Annotated in this window: 13 protein-coding genes; 8 read left to right on the forward strand and 5 right to left on the reverse strand. The window is 63.1% G+C overall.

What is annotated here, in order from left to right; genetic code table 11:
• The 3 genes from WKV53_RS28200 to WKV53_RS28210 all read right to left on the reverse strand — a co-directional run.
• The coding region (locus WKV53_RS28200) for a hypothetical protein (protein WP_341408200.1) at positions 1-2,588 on the reverse strand (2,588 nt) is incomplete at its 3' end.
• Between the two features lie 21 nt (positions 2,589-2,609).
• Positions 2,610-5,021 carry a hypothetical protein gene (locus tag WKV53_RS28205; protein ID WP_341408201.1) on the reverse strand — a complete coding sequence of 804 codons (2,412 nt, stop codon included), beginning with the start codon at positions 5,019-5,021 and terminating at the stop codon, positions 2,610-2,612.
• Between the two features lie 108 nt (positions 5,022-5,129).
• A complete protein-coding gene (locus WKV53_RS28210) occupies positions 5,130-7,676 on the reverse strand; it encodes an ABC transporter permease (RefSeq protein WP_341408202.1) in 2,547 nt (848 codons plus the stop codon).
• Positions 7,677-7,880: 204 nt separating this feature from the next.
• Between WKV53_RS28210 and WKV53_RS28215 the strand changes: the two genes are divergently transcribed.
• From WKV53_RS28215 to WKV53_RS28250, 8 genes are all read left to right on the forward strand, one after another.
• A complete protein-coding gene (locus WKV53_RS28215) occupies positions 7,881-8,351 on the forward strand; it encodes a host attachment protein (protein WP_341408203.1) in 471 nt (156 codons plus the stop codon).
• Positions 8,352-8,436: 85 nt separating this feature from the next.
• A complete protein-coding gene (locus WKV53_RS28220) occupies positions 8,437-9,048 on the forward strand; it encodes an MBL fold metallo-hydrolase (RefSeq protein ID WP_341408204.1) in 612 nt (203 codons plus the stop codon).
• 155 nt (positions 9,049-9,203) lie between these two features.
• Positions 9,204-11,780 carry a hypothetical protein gene (locus tag WKV53_RS28225; RefSeq protein ID WP_341408205.1) on the forward strand — a complete coding sequence of 859 codons (2,577 nt, stop codon included), beginning with the start codon at positions 9,204-9,206 and terminating at the stop codon, positions 11,778-11,780.
• Between the two features lies 1 nt (position 11,781).
• Entirely contained in the window at positions 11,782-12,402 is a 621-nt protein-coding gene (locus tag WKV53_RS28230; protein ID WP_341408206.1) for a hypothetical protein, read from the forward strand.
• The gene (locus WKV53_RS28235) at positions 12,399-13,382 is read left to right on the forward strand and encodes a prenyltransferase/squalene oxidase repeat-containing protein (protein ID WP_341408207.1); all 984 of its coding nucleotides are present in this window, start codon (positions 12,399-12,401) and stop codon (positions 13,380-13,382) included. The genes WKV53_RS28230 and WKV53_RS28235 overlap by 4 nt, the downstream gene beginning before the upstream one ends.
• A complete protein-coding gene (locus WKV53_RS28240; RefSeq protein ID WP_341408208.1) occupies positions 13,379-14,938 on the forward strand; it encodes a hypothetical protein in 1,560 nt (519 codons plus the stop codon). Before WKV53_RS28235 ends, WKV53_RS28240 begins: the two co-directional genes overlap by 4 nt.
• Before the next feature lie 15 nt (positions 14,939-14,953).
• Positions 14,954-16,324, forward strand: a complete 1,371-nt coding sequence (locus WKV53_RS28245; RefSeq protein ID WP_341408209.1) for a hypothetical protein — start codon at positions 14,954-14,956, stop codon at positions 16,322-16,324.
• 4 nt (positions 16,325-16,328) lie between these two features.
• Complete coding sequence (locus WKV53_RS28250; RefSeq protein ID WP_341408210.1) at positions 16,329-17,729, forward strand: LamG domain-containing protein; 1,401 nt, start codon at positions 16,329-16,331, stop codon at positions 17,727-17,729.
• 9 nt (positions 17,730-17,738) lie between these two features.
• Here the strand turns inward: WKV53_RS28250 and WKV53_RS28255 are convergent, their stop codons facing one another.
• Both WKV53_RS28255 and WKV53_RS28260 read right to left on the reverse strand, forming a co-directional pair.
• Positions 17,739-19,115, reverse strand: coding sequence for an MFS transporter (locus tag WKV53_RS28255; RefSeq protein ID WP_341408211.1), 1,377 nt, complete (start codon positions 19,113-19,115; stop codon positions 17,739-17,741).
• The gene (locus WKV53_RS28260; protein WP_341408212.1) at positions 19,112-21,298 is read right to left on the reverse strand and encodes an early set domain-containing protein; all 2,187 of its coding nucleotides are present in this window, start codon (positions 21,296-21,298) and stop codon (positions 19,112-19,114) included. The genes WKV53_RS28255 and WKV53_RS28260 overlap by 4 nt, the downstream gene beginning before the upstream one ends.
• Positions 21,299-21,414: the final 116 nt, after the last annotated feature.

Genomic DNA, 21,414 nt, shown 5'->3' on the forward strand with positions numbered 1-21,414 from the left:
TGCTTGGCTTCACCTTGCTTGGCTTCACCTTGCTTGGCTTCACCTTGCTTGGCTTCACCTTGCTTGGCTTCACCTTGCTTGGCTTCACCTTGCTTCGGCTCAGCCACAGCCTCCCTCATGGCCTCCGCAGCTTCTTTGGCAGCCTCGGCTGCGGCCTTGTCTTCCCCCTTCGAAAGAGCCTCCTTCGCCTGCTCGGTGGCAGCGACCGCTTCCGGCAACTGATCCGCCGCTTCGCTGCGCTGCTGGCGCGCCTCCGCCAATTGCTCCGCAGTCTTCTCCGCAATCTTCGCCTGCTCCTTCTGCAAGGCCTCGCGAATTCCTTCGGGTGAACTCACCGGCGTCTGCTTCGACTTCTCCTCCAAACCCTTCTGCGACTCACTCAGCGCCTTCGCTTCTTCCGCAAGCTTCTTCGCCTCCTCCGCCTGCGCCTCTAACACCTCGGCCCGCGCCTGCGGCTGCTCGCGCAATTGTTGCCGTAACTGCTCCTCCACCCCGCGCTGGCGATCCTGCCACTGCTGGTCCATCGGCGCCTGCTGCTGCGCGGTCGCCTGCTTCTCAGCCTGCCGCGCCAGCTCGCGCTGCTGCTGGGCCAGTTCTTGAAAGCGAGCCAGCTCCTCCACCTTCCGCCGATCGCGATCCATCGCTTCGCGCGCCTTCTCGAGATTCTTCACCGCGGCCTCCGCCTGCTCGCGGGCGTTGTCGAGCTTCTCCTCACGCCGCTGCTGCCCATCCTGCAAAGGCGCACTCTCCAGCTCCTGCCGCGCCTGCGCCAGTTGCTCCGATGCCTTGCGTACTTCGTCCGCCTTCGTCGCATGCACGCTCTCCTGCATCTGCTCCGCCAGCTTCTGCAAATCCTCCTGCGCCTTGGCCAAGCGATCGCGGGCTTCCTCGAAATGCTTCACCGCATCCTTGCTCAGCTCATCCTTCTGCATCTCGCCGCGATGCCAATCCATCCGCTCCCGGGCTTCGCGCGCCTCGCGCATCGCCGTCTCGATCGTCTCGCGTGCGCCATCATGCTCCGCCCGCAATTCCTGCCGCGCCAGCGACTCGGCATTCTGGTCGATCTTAATGAGAAGCCACTCGGAATTCCCCACGCCCGGCCCCTCAAGCTCAGCAGGCCGCGCATCCACCGCCCTCACCCTCAGACGCAGTTCATTCGCTCCCGGCCAGGCTTCTAACAACTCACCCACCGCCATCTCGCTCTCGCCGCGATAACGCGCGGGCTTCGCCGGGCCACCAAGCTTCTCCGGCAAGCTTCGCTCCAAACGCCGCGGCTCCTGGTCATTCGTCTTCACTTCCAGCTGCAGCGCCGCCACGCCGAAATCCTCCGTCACCTCATAGCGCAGACCGAGCACCTCATCCGGCCGCACCCGCAATTCGGTGGCCACGGGGCTCAGCCAGCGCACCGCAGGAGAAAGATCCTCCAGCACCCGCACCGGAAACCGCAGCGCTTCCACTTCACGGCCCAGCCGATGCTTCAATTTCAGCACCGCTTCGCCCGAACCTTCCTTGTTCAAGTTCCAAGCCAACTCGACGCGCCCCCCGGAAGCCGACTTCTCCACCGTCCCGTCCGCGATCCGCTTGCCATCGATCTCCAGCCACGCAGCCTCCACCGCTGTGTTCAGTGCGCCGCTCAGATCCACCTTCGTCCCGCGCACCGCCTCGATCCCACGACCCAGCGGCTCCTCCTTCGGCAATAATCCCGTATACTCCGGAAAGCTCAGCTTCACCCGCGGCTCCGGCAACGTTGGAGACGGCCACACGGTCACGTCGTAGCCGTCGCTTTCGCCGCGACCGGCGCGGGCCTTGTAGTGAAAACCTTCACGCACCGGGTCCAGGCGATAGCTCCACGCATCTCCCGCCGGCAGCATCGGCTGGACGATCTCATTGCCTGCCGGAGTGGTCATCACCACCTCCAGGTCCTTGGCTGGACCATCATATTTGATCGCGATCTCCAGCGCATCGCCTTCCAGCAATTCCACATTGCCCGGCTTCACGGAAAACTTCAGGGCCCCTGCATTCCCCAGCGTACTGAAGGGCGCCACCGCCCGCACCGCAAGCCGCACCGCCTCCTTCGGCCACACCACAAAGAGCAGCAAAAGTAGCGCCGCAAACGCGATCGCAGGACGCGCCCACTTCTTCGCCGCACCCACCGCCTTCAACTCCGCCCGCGCATCCACCTTGCCCACATCATCACCCGCCGCCTTCGCAAGCTCCTCTAACAGACTCTCCGAAACCCCGCCATGACCGCCGCCCAATTCCAGCACCGTGCTCATGCGCTCCTCGATCTCCGGATGCCGTCCCTCGATCCACCGCGCCACTTGCACCAGCCCGATCTTCCGCAGCAATGGCCTCAGTCCAATTGCCGCCGCTGCCAAAGTCCCGAGCACCCACACCCCGAACATCGCCCAGCGCGCAGCCTGGGGCAGCGGTGCGAGGAAATGATCCAGCGCCATCATCACCAGCAAGCCTCCGAGCATCACGGTTGCGATCACCAGCCCACCGCGCGTCCATTGCGCACGCCGGATGCTCGACCGCACTGCTTCCAGCCGTTGTCCGATTTCCTGTCTCGCTTTCTCCGTGCTCATGACATGGCTCCTTTCATCGCATCACGGCAGCCCACCTCCACGGCGGACCACCCATTCGGCTGCCAGAAGCAGGGCGAACAGGCCCAGCACCAGCGCATTGTCCCATAGCGGCGTCTCGCGCAGTTCCTTGCGCGCATCGCCTTCCTTCAAAAACAATCCTGTTAGATCCCCGGCATGCTCCGCATCCACGACCTTGCCACCGGAAAGCTGGGCCACCGTATCTAACAATGGCCGGTTCAAGGTCGTCTCCGCCAGCTCCACCGGCCCGCGCGACCCTACCACCCGGAAGCCCGCCGTCACGGCGGCGCTGCCATCCTCCGCGGAAAGCCGGTCCGCCTCCTTGCCACGCAGCCGCACCTCATAGCGTCCTGGCTTGGCCAACGGCGCGAGTTCGGCTTCATGGAGGCCATTGGACCCTGCGACCGGGCTCAACGGCACGCTCGATATCACTTCCCCGTTCTGCACCAGCTCGGCCTTCAAACTCTCATCCGTCACAGGATTCAAATCCGCATCGCGCAGACGGGCCGTCACCTTGATCCGGTCATCCGCGGTATAAGTAAGTTGGTCCGTCCCCAGCCGCACCCGCGAACCCCCGGCACGCAGCACCGGCCCCGCACCCCACCTCACCATGTTGCCCCAGAAGCGGTGGTGATACAAATCCCCCGCCCCCTCGCGCAGCCGCCACGTCCGGTCTGTTAGAAGCAGCGCCACCTTGCCCTTGCCCGTCTGCCGCGTGACCAGAAGCGCCGAGGCTGCCTCCTTCTCACGCCGCTTTGCCAGCGCATCCAAAGCTGCATTCAGCCCCTCGCCGCCACCAATCTCCTCGCCTTGGTTGTCGCCATTCGCGGTCAGCAAGACCTCCGCACCCTCCTTCAAGCCATGGATCGGCTGCCGCCACGAGATCGCCGGAAAGCCGGCCCACACCGCACCATTCGCCGCCTCCCCCGTCGCTTGTTGGACCAAGGGGTGCCCCCGCCCTTCCGCGGTCAAGGCAAAGCGGAATGGCTCTCCACCCGTCGAATAGAACGTACGATGCCTCTCGTAGGTCTCCACCGGCACCAGGTCGCGCCCCGTTTCCGAAACAATCCCATGCGGCATATACTGCGGCCCCGCGATCATCACCAGCAGGGCCGCCCGCTCCTTGACGCAGTCGGAAAGGATCTTCCAGTCGCGTTCATCCAGCGCATCCGGCGGGATGTCACCCAGGATGATCACGTCGAACTTCCGCCATTCCGCCTCGTCCTTCGGCAAGCGCGTCGCCTGGGCATCTCCGAAAGGCCGCGTGGCCGAAGCCGGAATCAGGGCATCGCTCTGCCCCTCGATCTTGTCCGGGTGAAGCAGCACGTACTGCAGCTGCACCGACTTGTCGCGGCCGTAGAAAAGATTGCGCAGGTAGCGGAATTCCCAGCGAGGAGAACCCTCCACGATCAGCACATTCGTCCGAGCATCGGTGATCGAAGTCTCGAACTCCCACGCATTGTTATCCGCGAACCGCTCGCCCTCCAGGCTGGCGATCTCAATTCGAAAGCCACCCACCCCGCCCTCCTTCGGCACCGTCGTGAAACGCACCTCTTCCCGATGATGATCCTGCGGGATGGAAATCTCGCGCGCCTCGATCTCCTCGTTGCCGCGCATCAGCTTCACCTTCGCCTGCTTGCCCTTGTAGCCGTCGAATTTCAGCATCGCCGTCACCCGCATCTTGTCGCCGAGGTGGATCGCCTCCGGCGCCTTCACTTCCAGAACGGACGCATCGCGCGGCGGCTCGGCGCTGCCCGTTGCCACCACGCCCACCGGCGCATCCAGGATGCCAAAGCGCCGCGCCACATCCTCCACCCGGCTCGGGCGATTGTGGCGGCCATCGCTCACCATGATCACTCCCGCCAGATCATCCGGTGGCACCTGCTCCAAGACTGTCCCGAGCGCCGCAGCCAAATCCGTCGCATCGCCCCACCCCTCAGCCTCGCCTTCCCCAGCCTCCCTCACACTTCGCGCCGCACGCACCGTGCGGACCTTCATCGACTCGGAAAGCTTCTTCACCAGCCCAGCCTGCTCCAGACCTCGCTCGCCAAGCTCCAGCCGGGTCGCCGCCGCTCCATCGTCCTTCAGATGCATCGACGCCGAGTCATCCAGCACCACCACCACTTCGCGATTCCGCGCTCGTTCGACCATCCGCACCCACACCGGCTCCACGAGGATCCACCCCAGCACCGCCAGTGCCATCAGGCGCAGGGCCACCACCGCACGCCCGCGCTGCGGCGTCACCGCACCCACTTCGTAGCGATACAGCCAGAGTATCCCTTCCGCCGCCGCCGCTCCCACCAGCGCCACCGCCCACAACGGCCACTCCGGCGACAAGCGCACGAGCTTCCCCACGCCGCGGAGCAGCCCCCACAGCCCCAGAAAAATGATCGGAAATCGGACCAGCACCTTCATGCCAAGCCCCGCTCTCCCCGAATTTGCACCACAATCGACATTCCCGTCCTCAACGACCGGGAAACGTTAGCTATTTCAACGAAGTCTGTCGTGAAATTTTATGCACATTCAAACCCCGCTCCGCAGGATCTCCAGCGGCGGGTGATGACAAACACCACGGCTCAGGGCCAAACCTCCGATCACCGAGATCCCCGTCGCCGCCGCAAACGCTCCCGCCACCACTGTAAGGTCCGGCCACGGCGATCCCTGGAACACGAACTTCGCCAGCGCCGCATTCCCCGCCACGGCAAGCACCACCCCGGTCAACGCCGACAACACCCCCAGCGCGGCATACTCGATCACCAGGATCGTCCGCACCTGCTTCGCCGAAGCACCGAGCGTCCGCAGCAGCACGCTTTCCCGCAACCGCACGTCACGTCCATTGAGCAACGTGCCAATCACGATCGGCAATCCCGCCAGCACCGTGAATCCAGCCAGCACCGAAATGACCGTCGAGATCTTGGTGACAATATCCCGCACCGTTTCGAGCACCAGCGTCAGGTCGATGGCCGTGACGTTTCCAAACTCGGCGATCAAGGCTCGCTGCAACTCCCCGGAAGCCGCCGGCGTCGGCGTCCTCGTGGTTACCACATGGAAACCCGGCGCGTCCTCCAGCACACCCGGCGGAAAGACCATGAAGAAGTTCAGGTTGAAGCGACTCCAGTCCACCTTGCGCAAGCTCGTGACCTTCGCCTTCACCGTCACTCCCTGCACATCCAGCGTAAGCTCATCCCCCACCTTCACCTTCATGTCCTTGGCGATCTGCTCCTCAAGCGAAAGCGGCACCGGTTGATTCTTATCAGGCACCGACGCCTCCCACTTCCCTGCCACCAGCGTTTCCGTGGCGTTCATTTCCGCACGATAGGTCGAGCGGAACTCACGTCGCGCAATCCAGCGCGGGATGTTGGGCACATCGCGCACCGCCACGCCGCGAATCGACTCGATGCGCATGGTCACCATCGGCGCGCTCTCCAGCACTGGCATCCCCTGCTTCTCCACGGTCTTCCGCACCCCATCGAGCTGATCCGGCTGCACGTCGATCAGGTAAAGGTTCGGACTATTGGCATTCTGGGTAACATTCAGCCGCTGGCGGATCAGACTTCCGACAAGCAAAACCGTCACTAACAGGAACGTCCCCAGTCCCAGCGAAAGCAGGAACAGCAAAGTCTGGTTGCGAGGCCGGTGGAGATTGGAAAGGCCCTGCCGCAACAGGTACGGCCAGCGCGAATTCACCGCACGACGTGTGACCACTATCAAGAGCTTGGCCACGCCAACCAGCACCCCGAACGCAATGGCCAAACCACCCACCAGCGACAGCGCGCGCTTCCACTCCGGATCATTGGTCAAGGCAAGCAATACCAGCAGCCCGACCAATAGCGCATACACCGGCAACGCCCGCAGCGTGTTCCCTTCCAAAGTCGCCCCACCTCTCAAAGTCGCCGCCGGCGAAATGCGTCGGATCTTCAACAGCGGCAGCAGCGCAAACCCACAGCACACTGCAAAGCCCGCCGCGGTCGTCTTCGCGACCACCGCCCACTCCGGCGCAGGCTCCACCGAAATCGGCAACTGCCCTTGGAACGCGGCAAGCGTTCCCATCTGCAAGGCGATCCCTAACACGGCCCCCACGATCGCCCCTAACAGACCGAGAGCCGCGGCCTGCACGAAGTAGATCCCGAACGCCACCTGCCCCGGACACCCGAGGCATCGCAAGATTGCCACCGTCGGCACCCGCCTTACCACATGCGCATGCACCGCACCCGCCACACCGATCGCTCCGAGCACCAGCGCCGCCAGCGCCAGGATGCCCAGGAACCGCTGGAAATTCTCCAGCGCATCACCCAGATTTTCACGTCGATCGGCCGGCGTCTCTAACCTCCAGGCGTTGTCAGGAAAGTCATCCCGCACCTTGTCCTTCAAGCTCGCCGGCGCATCGGGAATCGCCAGATGCACCTGATGCATCGCCATGCTGTTCTTCGATAGCAGCCCGCTGCGCTCCACATCCCCCAACCTCACATAAGCCTCCGGCGCAAAACCGCTGAAACGGCTGCTCTTCGGCGCACCCTTCGTCACCGAACCGAGAATCGGCAGCTTCACGCCACCAAGCTCGACCTCATCACCGACCTTGGCGCTGAACTGATCTAACAAAGCTGGCTCTAACAAAATCCCCGGACCCTCCTTCAGCTTCTGCCAGCCATCCGCCGGCTTCGTCTCGACCTGCCCGTAGTAAGGATACCCACCCTCGATTCCCCGCACCTGCACCATCCGCGCACCACCTCCGGGGAGGAACTTCAGCATCGAAGGGAAAGTCGTCTCGCGACTGATCTCCCTCGCCATTCCTTTCAAGCGCGCTAGATCCTTCTCCGATAGCGGCTGGCGCGTCGAAACCTGCAAGTCCGAGCCCAGCAAGGCCTTCGCCTGCGTCTCGATCCCCGTCTGCACGCTCTCCTTCAGCGAATGGATCGCGACGAGGGCCGCAATCCCCGACACGATCGCCAGCGAAAAGATCAGCAGCCGTCCGCGCTGCGAGCGGCTGTCCCGCCATGCCATCCGCCACGTCCATGGATGAAAAAGCGCGGCGAGGAAGAATCTTGGAAGGGAACGGTCACCGGAACTCATGCGCGTGTAGTCAGCAAATCCAGCGGCACCTTGACATCCGGCACGGATTTGACAAACGGGAGCTTTGCTCAGGAACTCCTTTGCTTCGATTTCCCTGAATTCGTCCCGTCAAACCAAGCTACGGCGGTCATTTGCCAATCGCTCCTTGCGCCACGGCATACCTCTCTCCATGGTCTCATCGAATCATCTCTTGATTCCTATGCTATGGAACCGCTCATCATCCTTTCGAATCTGGGTCGGGTGCGTGCCCTGACCTTCCGCGCGGCGGGCGACGACCCGCGGCAGCATGCTCACCTCAGCGAAATCCCGGGCAGCCGGGTGGAACTGCGACCGCAATCCGTGACCAAAGTGGTAACCGACCAAGCCGGGCGTTCTCCGCAAAGCGGCCCTGTTGGAGTCGCCTCTGGCATGTCCTTCGGAGAAGCGCACGGGCTGGAGACCGAACTGGAACGCCAGGCCTTGGCGAGAATCGCCATGGAAATCGGCGACCGCGTCAAGGCGGAGGGAAATCCCCGCTGGCATCTCGTCGCACCCGTCACGATCCTGTCCGCCCTTCAAAAGGCACTCCCTGCTTCGGCCCGGAAATCCTTGGCAGGAACCACGGCTGGCGACCTCACGAAGCTCCCTGTCGCAAAGCTGGAGACCCAGCTCCTTCACAATGGCGCCATGAGGTGATCTCCCCTCGGGGAATCCTTTCGAATCCGCCCTGTGCCCGGTGGGTGCATTGACACACCGGCACAGGCGCGGCTTCATCCGGCCCATGCCCGAGCGCTTCACCGGTGGTTTCGTCCAGACCAATGGCTATTTGATCGAAACCCCCGATGGCTCGCACCTCTTGGTCGACGCACCCGCGGGATCGGCCGCTTGGCTGAAGGCAAAGGGTATCGTCCCGACAGCCCTTCTACTGACCCACCAGCACTACGATCACGTCGAGGACGCCGCCGCCGTGGCCGCCATGGGGGTTCGGGTCTTCGCCCACGCGGCCTACTCCACGGACCTGACCTTGGAGGAAATGATGCGCAGCTACGGGATGCCCGTTCACGTCGAGCCCTACGCCGTCGACGAGTTGCTGGAAGGCCGCACCTCACTGGAAATCAACGGACTCCGCCTGGAATTGGCCCACGTCCCCGGCCACTCTCCGGACAGCGTGACCTTCTTCATCCGGGAGAGCGGCGAACTCTTCTCCGGCGACACCCTGTTCGAGGGCTCGATCGGCCGGCCCGACCTCCCCGGCGGCGATGGCCCCCTGCTCATCGACGGCATCCGCGAAAAGCTTTTCGTCCTCCCGGAAAACACGCAGGTGTTCCCCGGCCACGGCCCGACGACCACGATCGGCGCGGAACGTGCTGGAAATCCCTACTGCGGCGATTGATCGGCACGAACAGCCCGCCGGGCGGCGTTATCATCCCGGAGAAATCCGCTGGAAATCCGGGGCTGTCCCTGCGAGTTTCGCAAAGCTGATGAATCAACCGACGTTTAACGCCTGATACGATGGCCCATGATCCCAAAACGCCGGTAGAAACTCCCATGCCGGAGTCGTTGCGCCGGCAGCTCGAGCAGTTTCGCCGGCAGCTCTGGCGGAACAAGATCGCGGAGGCACTGCTGGCGGGATTATTCGGCCTGGTTGCTTCATTCCTGGTGGTCTTCGCCCTCGATCGGGTCTGGCAGACCCCGGGGCCGGTGCGGCTCGGGATCTTGCTCGGCGGCACCTCCTTGGCGGCGATTTTCGCCCCCCTCTGGCTGCACCGCTGGGTCTGGAAGCACCGCCGCGAAAATCAGCTGGCCCGGCTGATCGCGAAAAAATACCCCGGACTGGGCGACCGCCTGCTCGGCGTGGTCGAGCTGCAAGGCCAGCACGAGAATTCCGACACCCTCTCCCCCCGCCTGCGTGCCGCTGCCATGGAGCGCGTGGCCGAAGAGGCCGAACGCCGGAAACTCGACGGAGCCTTGCCATCCTCGCGGAGCAAGACCTGGGGCTTCGCCGCCATGGCCGTCATCGCACTGGCGGTCGGCGGATTCATGCTCGCACCGAAGGCGGGCTGGAGCTCGCTGAAGCGCTGGCTGATGCCCCTTTCCTCCTCGCCCCGCTACACCTTCACCGCGCTCGAAAACGTGCCCGCCGAGCTGACGATCCCGCAGGGCGAGGCATTCCGGCTGAGCCTGCAACTCGCCGGCGATTCGGAGTGGACTCCGGAAAGCGGCACCGCTCGCTACGGACGGCAGGACCCGGTGACCACCACCCGTCAGGATAGGAGCTACCATTTCGATTTCCCCGCCCAGCAGGACCCCGGCCTCATCAAGGTCGAGATCGGCGATGCGAAGCACTCGATCAAGGTGATCCCCACCCTGCGCCCCGCGATCCGCAAGGTCTTCGCCAATGTCACCTACCCGGATTACCTCCAGCTTCCGGGCAAGGAAGTCGACTTGGGTTCCGGCGTGCTGACCGCCGTGCAGGGCAGCAAGGTCAGCGTCACCACCGACGCCACTCGCGACTTGAAGTCGGCGACGTATGGTCCCCTCACCCATGAGAAAGCGACCGTCGCCGAAGGCGGAGCAATGACCGTGAACGGGACCTCCGCGCAAACCCCGCCGCTGGAAATTGCCACCGAGGGATTCACCGTGCCGATCGGTTGGACGGACGTCCTCGGCCTCGACGGCCAGGCCGGCTTTGAAGTCCGCATCGACGCACAGCCTGACGAAGCACCCGCCATCTACATCCAGGGCATCCCCCGCCAGCACGTGATGCTGCCGGAGGAAACCGTCGATTTCCAAGTGCTCTCCGAGGACGACTTCGGCATCCGCCGCATCGGCCTCGAGTGGCGTGGCGAGTTCACTCGCGCCACCGATGAAACCCCAGCCTCCGGCGAGATGAAGCTGGTGGATGGCAGCCCCACCAGCGACCGCCTTTCCGGCGATGCCGCGTTCTCCCCGGCCACCCATAATATCGTGCCGCAGAAGCTGACGCTGCGGGCTTGGTCGGAAGACTATCTGCCGGGCCGGGCGCGCACTTACTCGGAGCCGGTCACCTTGTTCGTGCTGACCTTGGACGAGCACGCCCAGATGCTGAAGACCCAGTTCGACCGGAACATCGGCGAGCTGGAAGATCTCGCACGCCGGGAACGCGATCTTTTCGAAGAGAACCAGCGCCTGGAGAAACTGGAGGATCCCAAGCTCCAGGAAGACGCCAACAAAAAGCGCCTCGAAGCTCAGCAGGAAGGCGAACGCCAGCAGACCGAGCGGATGAAGGATCTGGCGGATAAGATGGACAAGCTTTTCAAGGACAGCGCCCGCAACAAGAGCATCGACAAGGAGACGATGAAGAAGATGGCGGATGCCATGAAGTCCATGAAGGACCTCGCCCAGAAGGAGATGCCGGAGGTGGAGAAGAAGCTCGGCGACGCACAGGACCAGAAGAATTCGGAAAAGAAGGCCAAGGAGGACGTCGAAAAGGCCGTCGAGGAGCAGAAGGACGTCCTCAAGAAAATGCAGGACGCCGTCGACAAGGCCAACGACGCCAACGAGCGCTTTGAGGCCAGCACCTTCATCAATCGCCTGAAGAAAGCCGCCTCGGAGGAAACGGGGGTCGCCACCACGGTGATCGAGCAGTCCTACTACGAGCGCACCGCCGGCCAGCGGGTCAGCGAGCTGGATCCCGCCGACTCGGGCAAGCTCATGGAGGTGGTTCGCCAGCAATCGAACACCACCTCGGACGTGCGCTGGATTCAGGAAGACCTCGGCCATTTCCAAGCGCGGACCAACAAGGAAACCTATCGCAAGGTGCTGGACGCGATGATGGAGGCTCGCATCGACATGCAGCTTGAAGACGTCCGTCGCGTGCTGGAAACGAACCAGGGCTCGCTCGCCTGGGAAGGTGCCAGCAAGGCCGCAGCCAAGCTCACCGAGTGGGCGAAACTTCTCGAAGGCGAGAAGGATGACGACGGCGGCGGTGGTGGCGGCGGTGGTGGAGGCGAAGACGCCGATGAAGATTTCGAGTTCATACTGCGCATGATGAAAATGATCCAGCAGGAGCAGGACATCCGGGCCCGCACCCGGTCCCTGGAAACCCTGCGCCGCTCTTACGAAGGCCAACCCGCCAATCCATGACATGAAAGCCATCACCCTGTTTCTCGCTCTGCCCGTGCTCGCATTCGCTGAAGAGCCCGAGGCCGATGTCGGCGCCAAGATGGCCGAGCATCAGGAAGGCTCCACCAAGCTTTCCGAACGCCAGGACGAACTCGCTGCGGACGTCCAGCAGCTCGTCATCGAGCAAACCAACCCCAAGGTGATCGAGTTGTTAGAGAAGGTCGAGGATGCCATGGACGAGGCGTCCGGATTCTTGCTCGACCGCAATACCGGCGGCGAAACCATCGCTGCCGAAACCGACGTGATCGAACGCATCCACGACGCCGCCAAGGAGAAACAGAAGTCCGGCGGCCAAGGTGAAGCCAGCGGGGCCATGATGGAGATGATGGAGGAAATGATGGGCAAGGGAAAGCCACAGGAAAAACCCGGTGATCAGCCAGGCCAGAAGCCCGGCGACCAGGGAGGCGAAGGCATGACCGGCGACTCCCAAAGCGCGAACTCGAAAGACGGCGGAACATCCGGAACCAAGTTCGAGGAACGTCGCGTTCCCAAGGCCTCGGGAAAAGCGGGAGAAGGAATCCCGCGCGAGTTCCAGGACGCGCTCGATGCCTACAACCGTGACGCCGAGAAACTCGCGAAATGAGATCTATCCTCTCCCTCCTTCTCTTCGCCACCGCCTTGCCACTGGCAGCGCAGGATCTGCCGCGCCGTCCCGATGATCCGATCCCGCCCCAGGTGGACGCGATGTATGAGCGCGGCCTCGCCTACCTCGGAAAAACCCAGAACGCCCGCGGCTCGTGGGACGATAGCATGGGCGGCGAACCCGGTGTCGTGGCACTCTGCGTGGTCTCCTTCCTCGCCCACGGCGAGGACCCGAATCACGGCCCCTACGCGAAGAATATTTCCAAGGGCATCGACTACCTGCTCTCACAGCAGAATTCGACCAACGGCTACATCGGGAACAGCATGTACAACCATGGCTTCTCGACGCTCGCGCTCGCCGAAGCCTACGGCTGCGTCGACAACCCGAAGATCGCCCCCGCCCTGCAGAAATGCGTGGAGCTGATCCTCAGCGCCCAGAAGCGCAACAACTCGAAGGCCTGGCGCTACACCCCGGACAGCACCGATGCCGACACCACCGTCTCCGGTTGCCAGCTCGTCGCTCTCTACGCCGCGCGAAACGCCGGCCTGCCGGTGCCGGACGATGCGTTGAAAAACGGCCTCGCCTACATGGCACGCTGCCGCGGCAGTGACGGTGGCTACGGCTACACCTCCGCCGGCGGACCGAAGCCCACGCTCACCGCGATCGGCGTGCTCTGCCTCTCGCTTGCGAAGGACAAGGAAGGCAAGGGCTACCAGGCCTCCGTCGAATACCTTCGTAAAAACCTCAACTTCCGCGATCGGCACTATCCATATTACTTTGAGTATTACATGTCGCAGGCGCTCTTCCATGCCGAGCCGGATACTTGGAACGACTGGAACGCCCGCAACATCCGCTACCTCGCCACCATTCAGTCGAGGGATGGCTCGTGGCCGGGAAACAAGGGCCAGTCCTTCAACACCGCCGGAGCCCTCCTGTCGCTCGCTCTAAACTATCGGTTCCTGCCGATCTACGAAAAATGATCCGACCGCTCGCCATCGCCATCCTGCTCGCCGCACCACTGGCCGCCGATGAAGCCAAGTCCGCCACGGACCTGCTGCGCTTCGCCAACGGCAACCAGATCGACGGTCGGTTCGCTGGCATGGACTCGACCGGTGTCATCACGTGGACGCGGCCGGATGTAGCGACGCCAATGCCTTTCCAGCGCGACAAGATCCGCCAGATCGTGCTGCGGAATGCCCACCCGCTGTCCGCGATGGCGGACCCGTGCCACGTCACCCTCGTCAATGGCGACCGCATCCCGGGAAAGGTCGTCGCGACCGACGCCGATAACGTGACCATTGAAACCACCGCGGCCGGCACCATGACGCTGCCCCGCGACGCGGTCTCGGTGATCGCTCCCAATCCCTTCGGCGGTCGCCTCCTCTATGCCGGGCCTTTCGATGACAAGGGCTGGAACATCGTGCGCTCCGAGACTCCCGCTCCGGAACCGGATCCCTTCGCGGGAAATATCCGCGCACCGCTGACCCTCAAGCAGGACGAAGGCGACTCCGACAAGCCGGCGTGGGTCCATACCGGCGCCTCGTGGTATTCGCGCGGCGGCGGCACGGATGCGATCACGCTGGATGCCGGCCTGCCGGATCGCGCGCTGATCCGCTTCAAGCTCGCCTGGCGCAGCCGCCCGAGCATTTCGGTGGCATTCCACTCCGATCTCCAGCACCCCGAAGTGAAGGAAAAGAAGGGAGACGCGGAAGCAGAGCAGCCGCGGCTGAACTTCGGCAGCATGCAAAACCTCGCCCGGCTCTTCGGCACCGGCTACGTGATGAATTTCCAATCCGGCTACGTGCACTTGCAGCGCACGTGGTTCAATGACGAGGGCCAGCCACAGGCCGAGCGCGTGCGCGTCGGCAGCACCTCCGTGCGCTTGCCGGATACCGGCGAGGCGGTCTTTGAAATCCGCTGCGATCGCCAGCAAGGCACCATCACCGTCCACATCGACGGCGAATTCGCCGTGCAGTGGGACACCACCGATGAAAACGCTTCCGGCCGTGCCGGCGACGATGGCAAGCCGCGCCGCCCCGTCACCTACCAGGCTCCAGGCGGTGGACTCGGCTTCATCGTCCAGGGAAACACCGCCCCGGTCCGCATCTCCGACATCATCGTGGCCGAATGGAACGGCCTCACCGACTCTGCCCGCAGCATGGAGAGCGACCACCGCGACATCGCCCTGCTTTCAAATGGCACCGACCGCTTCTCCGGAAAGGTGCTCGGCATCCGCGGCGGCATGGTGGAAATGGAGGCCAGCTACGGCCCCCTCAAGGTGCCGATGAATGAAGTCGCCGAGATCCACTTCGCCCGCGACCATCGGCGCAAGACCAGTGAAGCCCCCGCCTCCGAAATCGCCGTCCACCTGCAACCCGTCGGCCGGATCAGCGGCACACCGCTTGCATCTTCCAATGGGCGCATCCAGCTTGAGTCCACGCTCGCTGGCAAAATCGACCTCGATCTCTCCCCTGCCGTCATCCTCGAGTTCCAGTCGGGCGGCGGCTTCCTCGACGAGTGGGATGACGAACCGTGACTACCTCCTTTCCCCGTGATCCGCTCCTCGTCCATTCTCGCGCTCCTGCTCCTGCCCGCCGTTGCGGATGAGGTCATCCTTTCCGATAGCTCGCGCTTGCTCGGCACCGTCACCGCGCTCGCCGACACGGGCCAGGTGCTTCTCCAGAGCGATCTCGCCTTCGAGCCCTTCCAAGTTCGCGCCGATCACCTGCAAAGGGTCGTCTTCGCTCCCGGCACCGAAAAGGAAGACCAGCACGATTGCATGGTCACCCTCGTCAATGGCGACCAATTCCCCGCCGATCTCAGCGCCATCGATGAAGGAACGGTCACCGTCCACACCGACTTCGGCGGCGACATCCGCATCCCGCGTGAATCCATCGGCACCGTCCAACTCGGCGTGCGCCCGCGCAAGACGATCTATCGTGGACCCGACAGCGACGCCGGCTGGACCATCAAGAATGGCTGGCGCTACGATTCGCGCCGCTTCTCCGCGGACAGCAATGGCACCATCGCCCGCGAGTTCGACATACCCGGCTCCTTCGCCCTGAAATTCCGCCTCACCTGGCGGAATACCCCGAACATCCAGGCCTACTTCGCCTGCGAGAATTTCGACACCACCGCCAAGGCGAACCGCTACTTCATCCAGCTCAATAACGCCGGCTTCGAACTGAAGCGTCAGGACGCCACCGGCAACGGCGGCTTCTACTCGATGGCTTCACTCTCCAACGAGTCGGTGAACTTCGAGAAGTCCGCGCTCGAAATCGAGTTGTTGGTGGATCGCCACCTCGGAGAAGTCCACGTCCTCTTCGATGGCGAGGAAGTCGGGCACTATCGCGATCCCGCGAAGTCCGTCCCGAATGGCCAGGGCGTCATGTTCCGCAGTAACATCGCCGAGAATGACGTGCAGACCGTCTCGCGGATCGAAGTGCGCGAGTGGGATCCGTCTGCCGCTCTCCACGGCAAGGAAGAGCGGGGCGATGTGGCCCGTGACGTCGTCATCACCCGCAGCTCCGACCGCGGCACCGGCAAGATTCTCTCGATGAAGCCCGCGGCCGAGGGCGGAACCCTTGTCTACAAGGGCCCGCACCATCCGGAGCCGGTGGAGCTCCCGCTTTCGGAGATCTCCACCATGTTCTTCGCGCGACCAGCCGCTCCCGGAGGAGCTGACACTCCCGAAGGAGCTGAAGCTCCCGCGCCCCCACCCGCCCCGCCTCTGACCCTCGGGCTCCGCGGCCGCGGCTCGCTGGCTGTGAGCGGCTGTGCATTCAATGGCGAACAAATCGTGGCGAAACACCCCTTGCTCGGCGATCTTTCGATACGCCGTGACGCCGTGGCGAGCTTGCAGCGCAAGAACGAGAAGCCACAGCACGTCGAGGAGCCAGCGGAAGAACCGGAGGACGAATAACGCCATGAAGACCACTCCCGCATTGCTGCTGTTTCTGGCCGCTTGCCTTCCGGTTCTGGCTCAGGAAACGGAAATCCTCTGTGTCGATGGCAGCCGCATCCGCGGCTCTTTGCTCGGCGTCGAAACGGATCGCCTTCAATTTGAGGCCTCCTTCCTCGCCGCGCCCGTGCCACTCCGCCTTTCAAAGGTGCTGGAAGTCAGCCTCCCCGTCCATCGCGGCGAGGCGAAGGGCGACCACGTCGCTACCGTCACCCTCGCGAATGGCGACGTGCTGCGCGGCGAACTCACCGGCATCGACAAGGACGTCATCAAGCTCCGCACCTGGTACGCCGGCGAACTCACCTTCCGCCGCTCCATGGTGGACAATCTTGAAATCCAGGATCGCCCGGATCTCATCTACAGCGGCCCGGATGGCCTCGATGGCTGGACCCAGAGCGAGCCGGGCACATGGACCTTCGAGCACGGTTGGCTGCGTGCCAAGGGAGCCGGCAGCATCGCACGGAAATTCGATCTCCCTGCCAAGGCACGCTTCGCCTTCGACCTGTCCTGGCGGTCCAATCCCCGCTTCAACTTCCTGTTCTTTTCCGATGACGTCACCAACGCGCATCCCGAGAACGCCTACGAGCTGATCATCCAGGGAGGCCGCTACGTGCAGCTTCACAAGCGCTGGTCCAAGGATGGCAAGTCCGGCAGCAATACCCTTGGCAATTTCGCCAACGTTCCCGAACTCGTGAACAAGGAGCGCTGCCGCGTCGAAATCCTCGTCGATCGCAAGACCGGCCTGATTCGCATGCTCGTCAACGGCCGCGTGGTCCAAGACTGGACCGATCCCGACCCCGAGGCCGGCCAGCACGGCGGCGGCATGCACTTCAGCACTCAGGACAATGTCCAGCTCCGCGTCTCGCGCATCGAGGTCACCTCGTGGGATGGCGTGCTCGAAGGCAAGGCTCCCGACCAGGACGAAGGCTTCATGGACGAGGACGATACGCCTCAGCCTGAGAATGATGCTCCCGTCGATCCCACCCGCATTCGCCTCCGGAACAACGACCAGATCGCCGGCGAAATGCTCGGCATTGAGAACGGCAAGGTGAAGCTCAAGACGGCCTTCGGCGACGTGAATCTTCCCGTCTCGCGCCTCCGCACCTTTGTCCTCCACACCAAGGAGCAGCGCGAGAATCCCGAAATCTATCAGATGCCCATTCGCCGGAACGGCGATGTCCGCGCCTGGTTCCCGGACGGCTCCTGCGTGACCTTCCGCTTGCTCGAAGCCGCAGGCGGGAAGCTCGGCGGCGACTCACAGACCTTCGGCAAGGCAAGCTTCGAGCAAAAAGCCTTCGCCCGCATCGAGTTCAATCTCTACGAACCCGAACACGACGAACTCCGCAACCGCGGCGACGCCTGGTGATCCGGGCTCTCACTGGCTCGCCCCTCGCGAGCGGTGAATGCCACCAGCCCACAGCAACAAGAGCGCAAGCGGATGAAGGAACGCCATGGCAAGGAACCACGGCTCATAACCCTTCCCCTCCACCGCTTCGATCAAGCGACCAAAGAGCATCTTGAAGCCCTGATCCAAAAAGCCGCCCGGCTTTGAAGAAGGTCCGGACACCATCGCCGCGACGATCATGTTCATCGCGATCCCGCCCAAGGTGCTACCGGCGGCCACCACACTGAAGACCGTGCCAACGGAATGTTTCGGCACGATATCGACCACGATCGCGCTGATATTGATCAGCCACGCCAGCGCGGCGAACACGGCGCAAGCGGCAAGCACCATCGCCGAATTCAGTCCCGCGACCTTGGCAATGAAGGGCGACACTGGCATCAGGCAGGCACAGCCCAGCATGATCCACAACCGCGCCTGCACCGGCGTGCGACCCTTCTTCACGAGCAGGCCCGAGGCCCAGCCTCCCGCCAACGAACCCGCTCCGGCCGCAACATAGACGATCCACGTAATCTCCAGCGAACCTTGGTCGAGCCCCCGGCTCGTATTCAAATACTTGGCGAACCAAAACTGGTAGAAGTACCACGCCGGATCGGTGAGCAGCCGTCCTAACAAGAGCAGCCACACCGGCCGGAAAGAAAGCACCTGCACCCAGGTCCAGCCCCTCTCTTCGACCTCCACGGAGCCACCTCCATCCTCGATGAGAGCCAGCTCATCCCCGGAGATCAGTTTGCTCTCACGAGGTCGCCGATACAGCATCAACCACGGAATCAGCCACAAGATCCCGATAAGGCCGGTAACCATGAACGCAACCCGCCAACCGGTGCCGTAGTCAAAGAGGCCGTCTACCAAGGGCAGCTTGCCCGCATAGTCGAAGGTGGCCAGGGGAATGACCAGGTAAGGCGCGACGATGGCACCAATGGTCGCCCCCATCGTGTAGAGACCGATCGCCAGCGCACGTTCCCGGGAAGGAAACCACTCGGACACCGCCTTCGATGCCGCCGGCCAAACCCCGGCCTCCCCCAGCCCTAACAAAAACCGGCAGGTCCCCATCGATCGAGGCCCCTGCGCCCATGCGGTCACCACATTCGCCAGCGACCACCACACCACGAAAAGAGCGGTGCCAGCCCGCGTCCCGAGACGGTCCACCAGCTTCCCCGAGATCAGATAGGCGATCGTGTAGGCTAACAGGAACAGGTTGACCACGTTCGCGTATTCGCGGTCGTCCATCCCGAGATCCGCTTGAATGGTCGGAGCCAGCGCCGACAAGGTTTGGCGATCGATGTAGTTCGACACCGCCGCCAGGAACACCAGGACAACGATCCACCAGCGTAGTCCGCGGATCCTCATGGGCTGGATTTCATCCGGTCAAACTGGAAATAGGCGAGGCTGATGCACCACGCCGCCCCATAGTTCACCCAGCCTTCGGGATGACGATACGCCCCTTCCGGATTGAAGGGAAACATCTCGCTCCCCGGCCCCGATGAAATCGAACCGCGGCACAGCTCCAGGCGCGCGCAGACGTTGTCCTGAAACTTTTTCGGCCAAGGACGCTCGATGTCAGTAAAGCCGTCCAGCTTCTGCGGAGCCGCCGCCAGACGCGGATTCCGGCCGAACACGGCATCGGCATGGGACACCGCGAGTTCCTGCATCCGCGCCTTGAGTTTCGGATCATCGATCACCCACGAAGCGGACAGCGCGATCGCCGGCGTACCCAGCCAGTTGCCCACATCATTGAGCTTCGGAATGGTCCAGTTCTTGTCGTCGTCGAAGCGGCGGAAGTCCCACAGATTATCAGAGCGCTTGGCAGCCACTTCCGCCCACGCTGTGATCTTCTTCTTCAAACCCGCCGGTGCCTTGTCCGGATAGCGTTGGAGAAGCCAGACAAGATTGGGAATCGTCCGGTGCTCGCTCATCCGCTGGCCTTTCGTCGTCCGCGGATCATTCCAATCGAGGTTCTTCACGATCCACTCGGCCTGCTTGACCGCGGCATTAAAATACTGCTCGGGATCGGCCAGCCCGTCGCGCTTGGCCACCTCATACATCAGCAGGTTCGGCACGATCGAAGCCCCCGGCGCATGGCGGCCCTTGTAAGGATGAAGCAAACCCGCATGCGGATTGTTCCCGGTGATCTCTTCCGCCGTCAGGTAAGTCGCCGGATCCCACCACTTTGGAATCTCCATTGAGCGGCTCCAGTTCTCGAAGCAGAAACTACGACACTTCTCGTAGAAGGACTGCGGCAACCACTTCTCCAACTGTGGCCAGGCCCACACCACGTAGGCGACCTGCTCCACAGTCTGCGGATGGATCCCCTTGGGATCGGGATCGCCGCTCGGATCCTTGGTGGCAGGATTGACCAGATAATAGCCGGCCCCCCAGTGGATCAGCTTCACCACATCCGGCGCATCCGCTTTCGGGGGCTCCAGCTCGGTGAAATACCTGCGCACCGCATCCATCACGCCCTCGCTGCACGGATTCTTCGCGTCGAACTTGAAGTCAGGATCAAGCACGCGCCTCTTGTCCGCCTCCCAATCGATCTGCCTTGGCATCGCCTCGATCCTCGCAGGATCGGCACGCTGGAGCAGCACCAGCGACGGAATGATCGCATCGTAATACGTGCCATCGCGCCACGGACAGCCTCCGTAAGCGCTCGGATGGGTGCCGGTGACACTTCGCGAATCGATCAGGAAATCCACCGCCGGCTGCCAGAACAGATCCTGATAGAGATTCCGCTGGATACGGAAAGGATCGCTGACGCCAGTGCCGAGCCCGCCACTCACCTCGACCACATACTCGGTGGTGGAATCGTCCGGCCTGAACCCGGAGAAGTCCCCGATGCCACCACGAATCTGGGAATGATAGAGAGGATCGCCGCCCGCCGCCTTCCGCACGATGAAGGATGAACCATCCAGAGACAAAGGCGCGGTGAATCTCTTCGCCCTCGCAGTCTCAAAGCCCACCTGATTCAGCGCGATCTGATGAACGTTTCGGTCCACCGGTCGAACACCAAGCCGATCACCGGTAAGACCAGCACCCATGACAGTCTTCCCATCCTCATAGACCGCGATCTCCCGAATCCGGCCCGGCGACCTCTCCGCCACCACCAACTTCAGCGCAGTCACCCGCTCTAAAGAAACCAGCAACCGCCTCGCCGGATCGGCATTGCCGCGCACCTTTCCCTCTTCAGGCTGCTGCCATCGCCCGTCAGATTCGAAGGAGACATCGAATCCCGCCAATCCCGGCTGATCTTCCCAGCCGGAATAAACATCCACCGCTCCAATCGACACCGCCTTGGCGAACCGGATCTCCAAGGTCGGCTGCGCATCGGTCTCGGTAGCCAGCCACCGCGACCCATCCTCAACCAACCCATCGACCGCGTGAGTCGCAGGATCCGCAGACCTGGCACTACTCGCCGTCGCGATTGATCCGGCCGCCAGATTCGGACTCTCCGCCGCCGCGCTCCCCAGCGGAAGCGCCGCCACCAAGGTCCCTGCCAGCCACCGCATCACCTGACATCCGATCGCGGCAGCCATGCGATCGGCGATGTGTCTGACAACAACTCTTCTCGTCCCCATGGTGGTGATTTATCCTCTACTCTCCCCAAACGAGTTCCATATCGGAAATTTTACCACTCCGCAGCCGATTTCAT

The sequence above is a fragment of the Luteolibacter sp. Y139 genome (assembly GCF_038066715.1).
GTDB classification, from domain to species: domain Bacteria; phylum Verrucomicrobiota; class Verrucomicrobiia; order Verrucomicrobiales; family Akkermansiaceae; genus Haloferula; species Haloferula soli.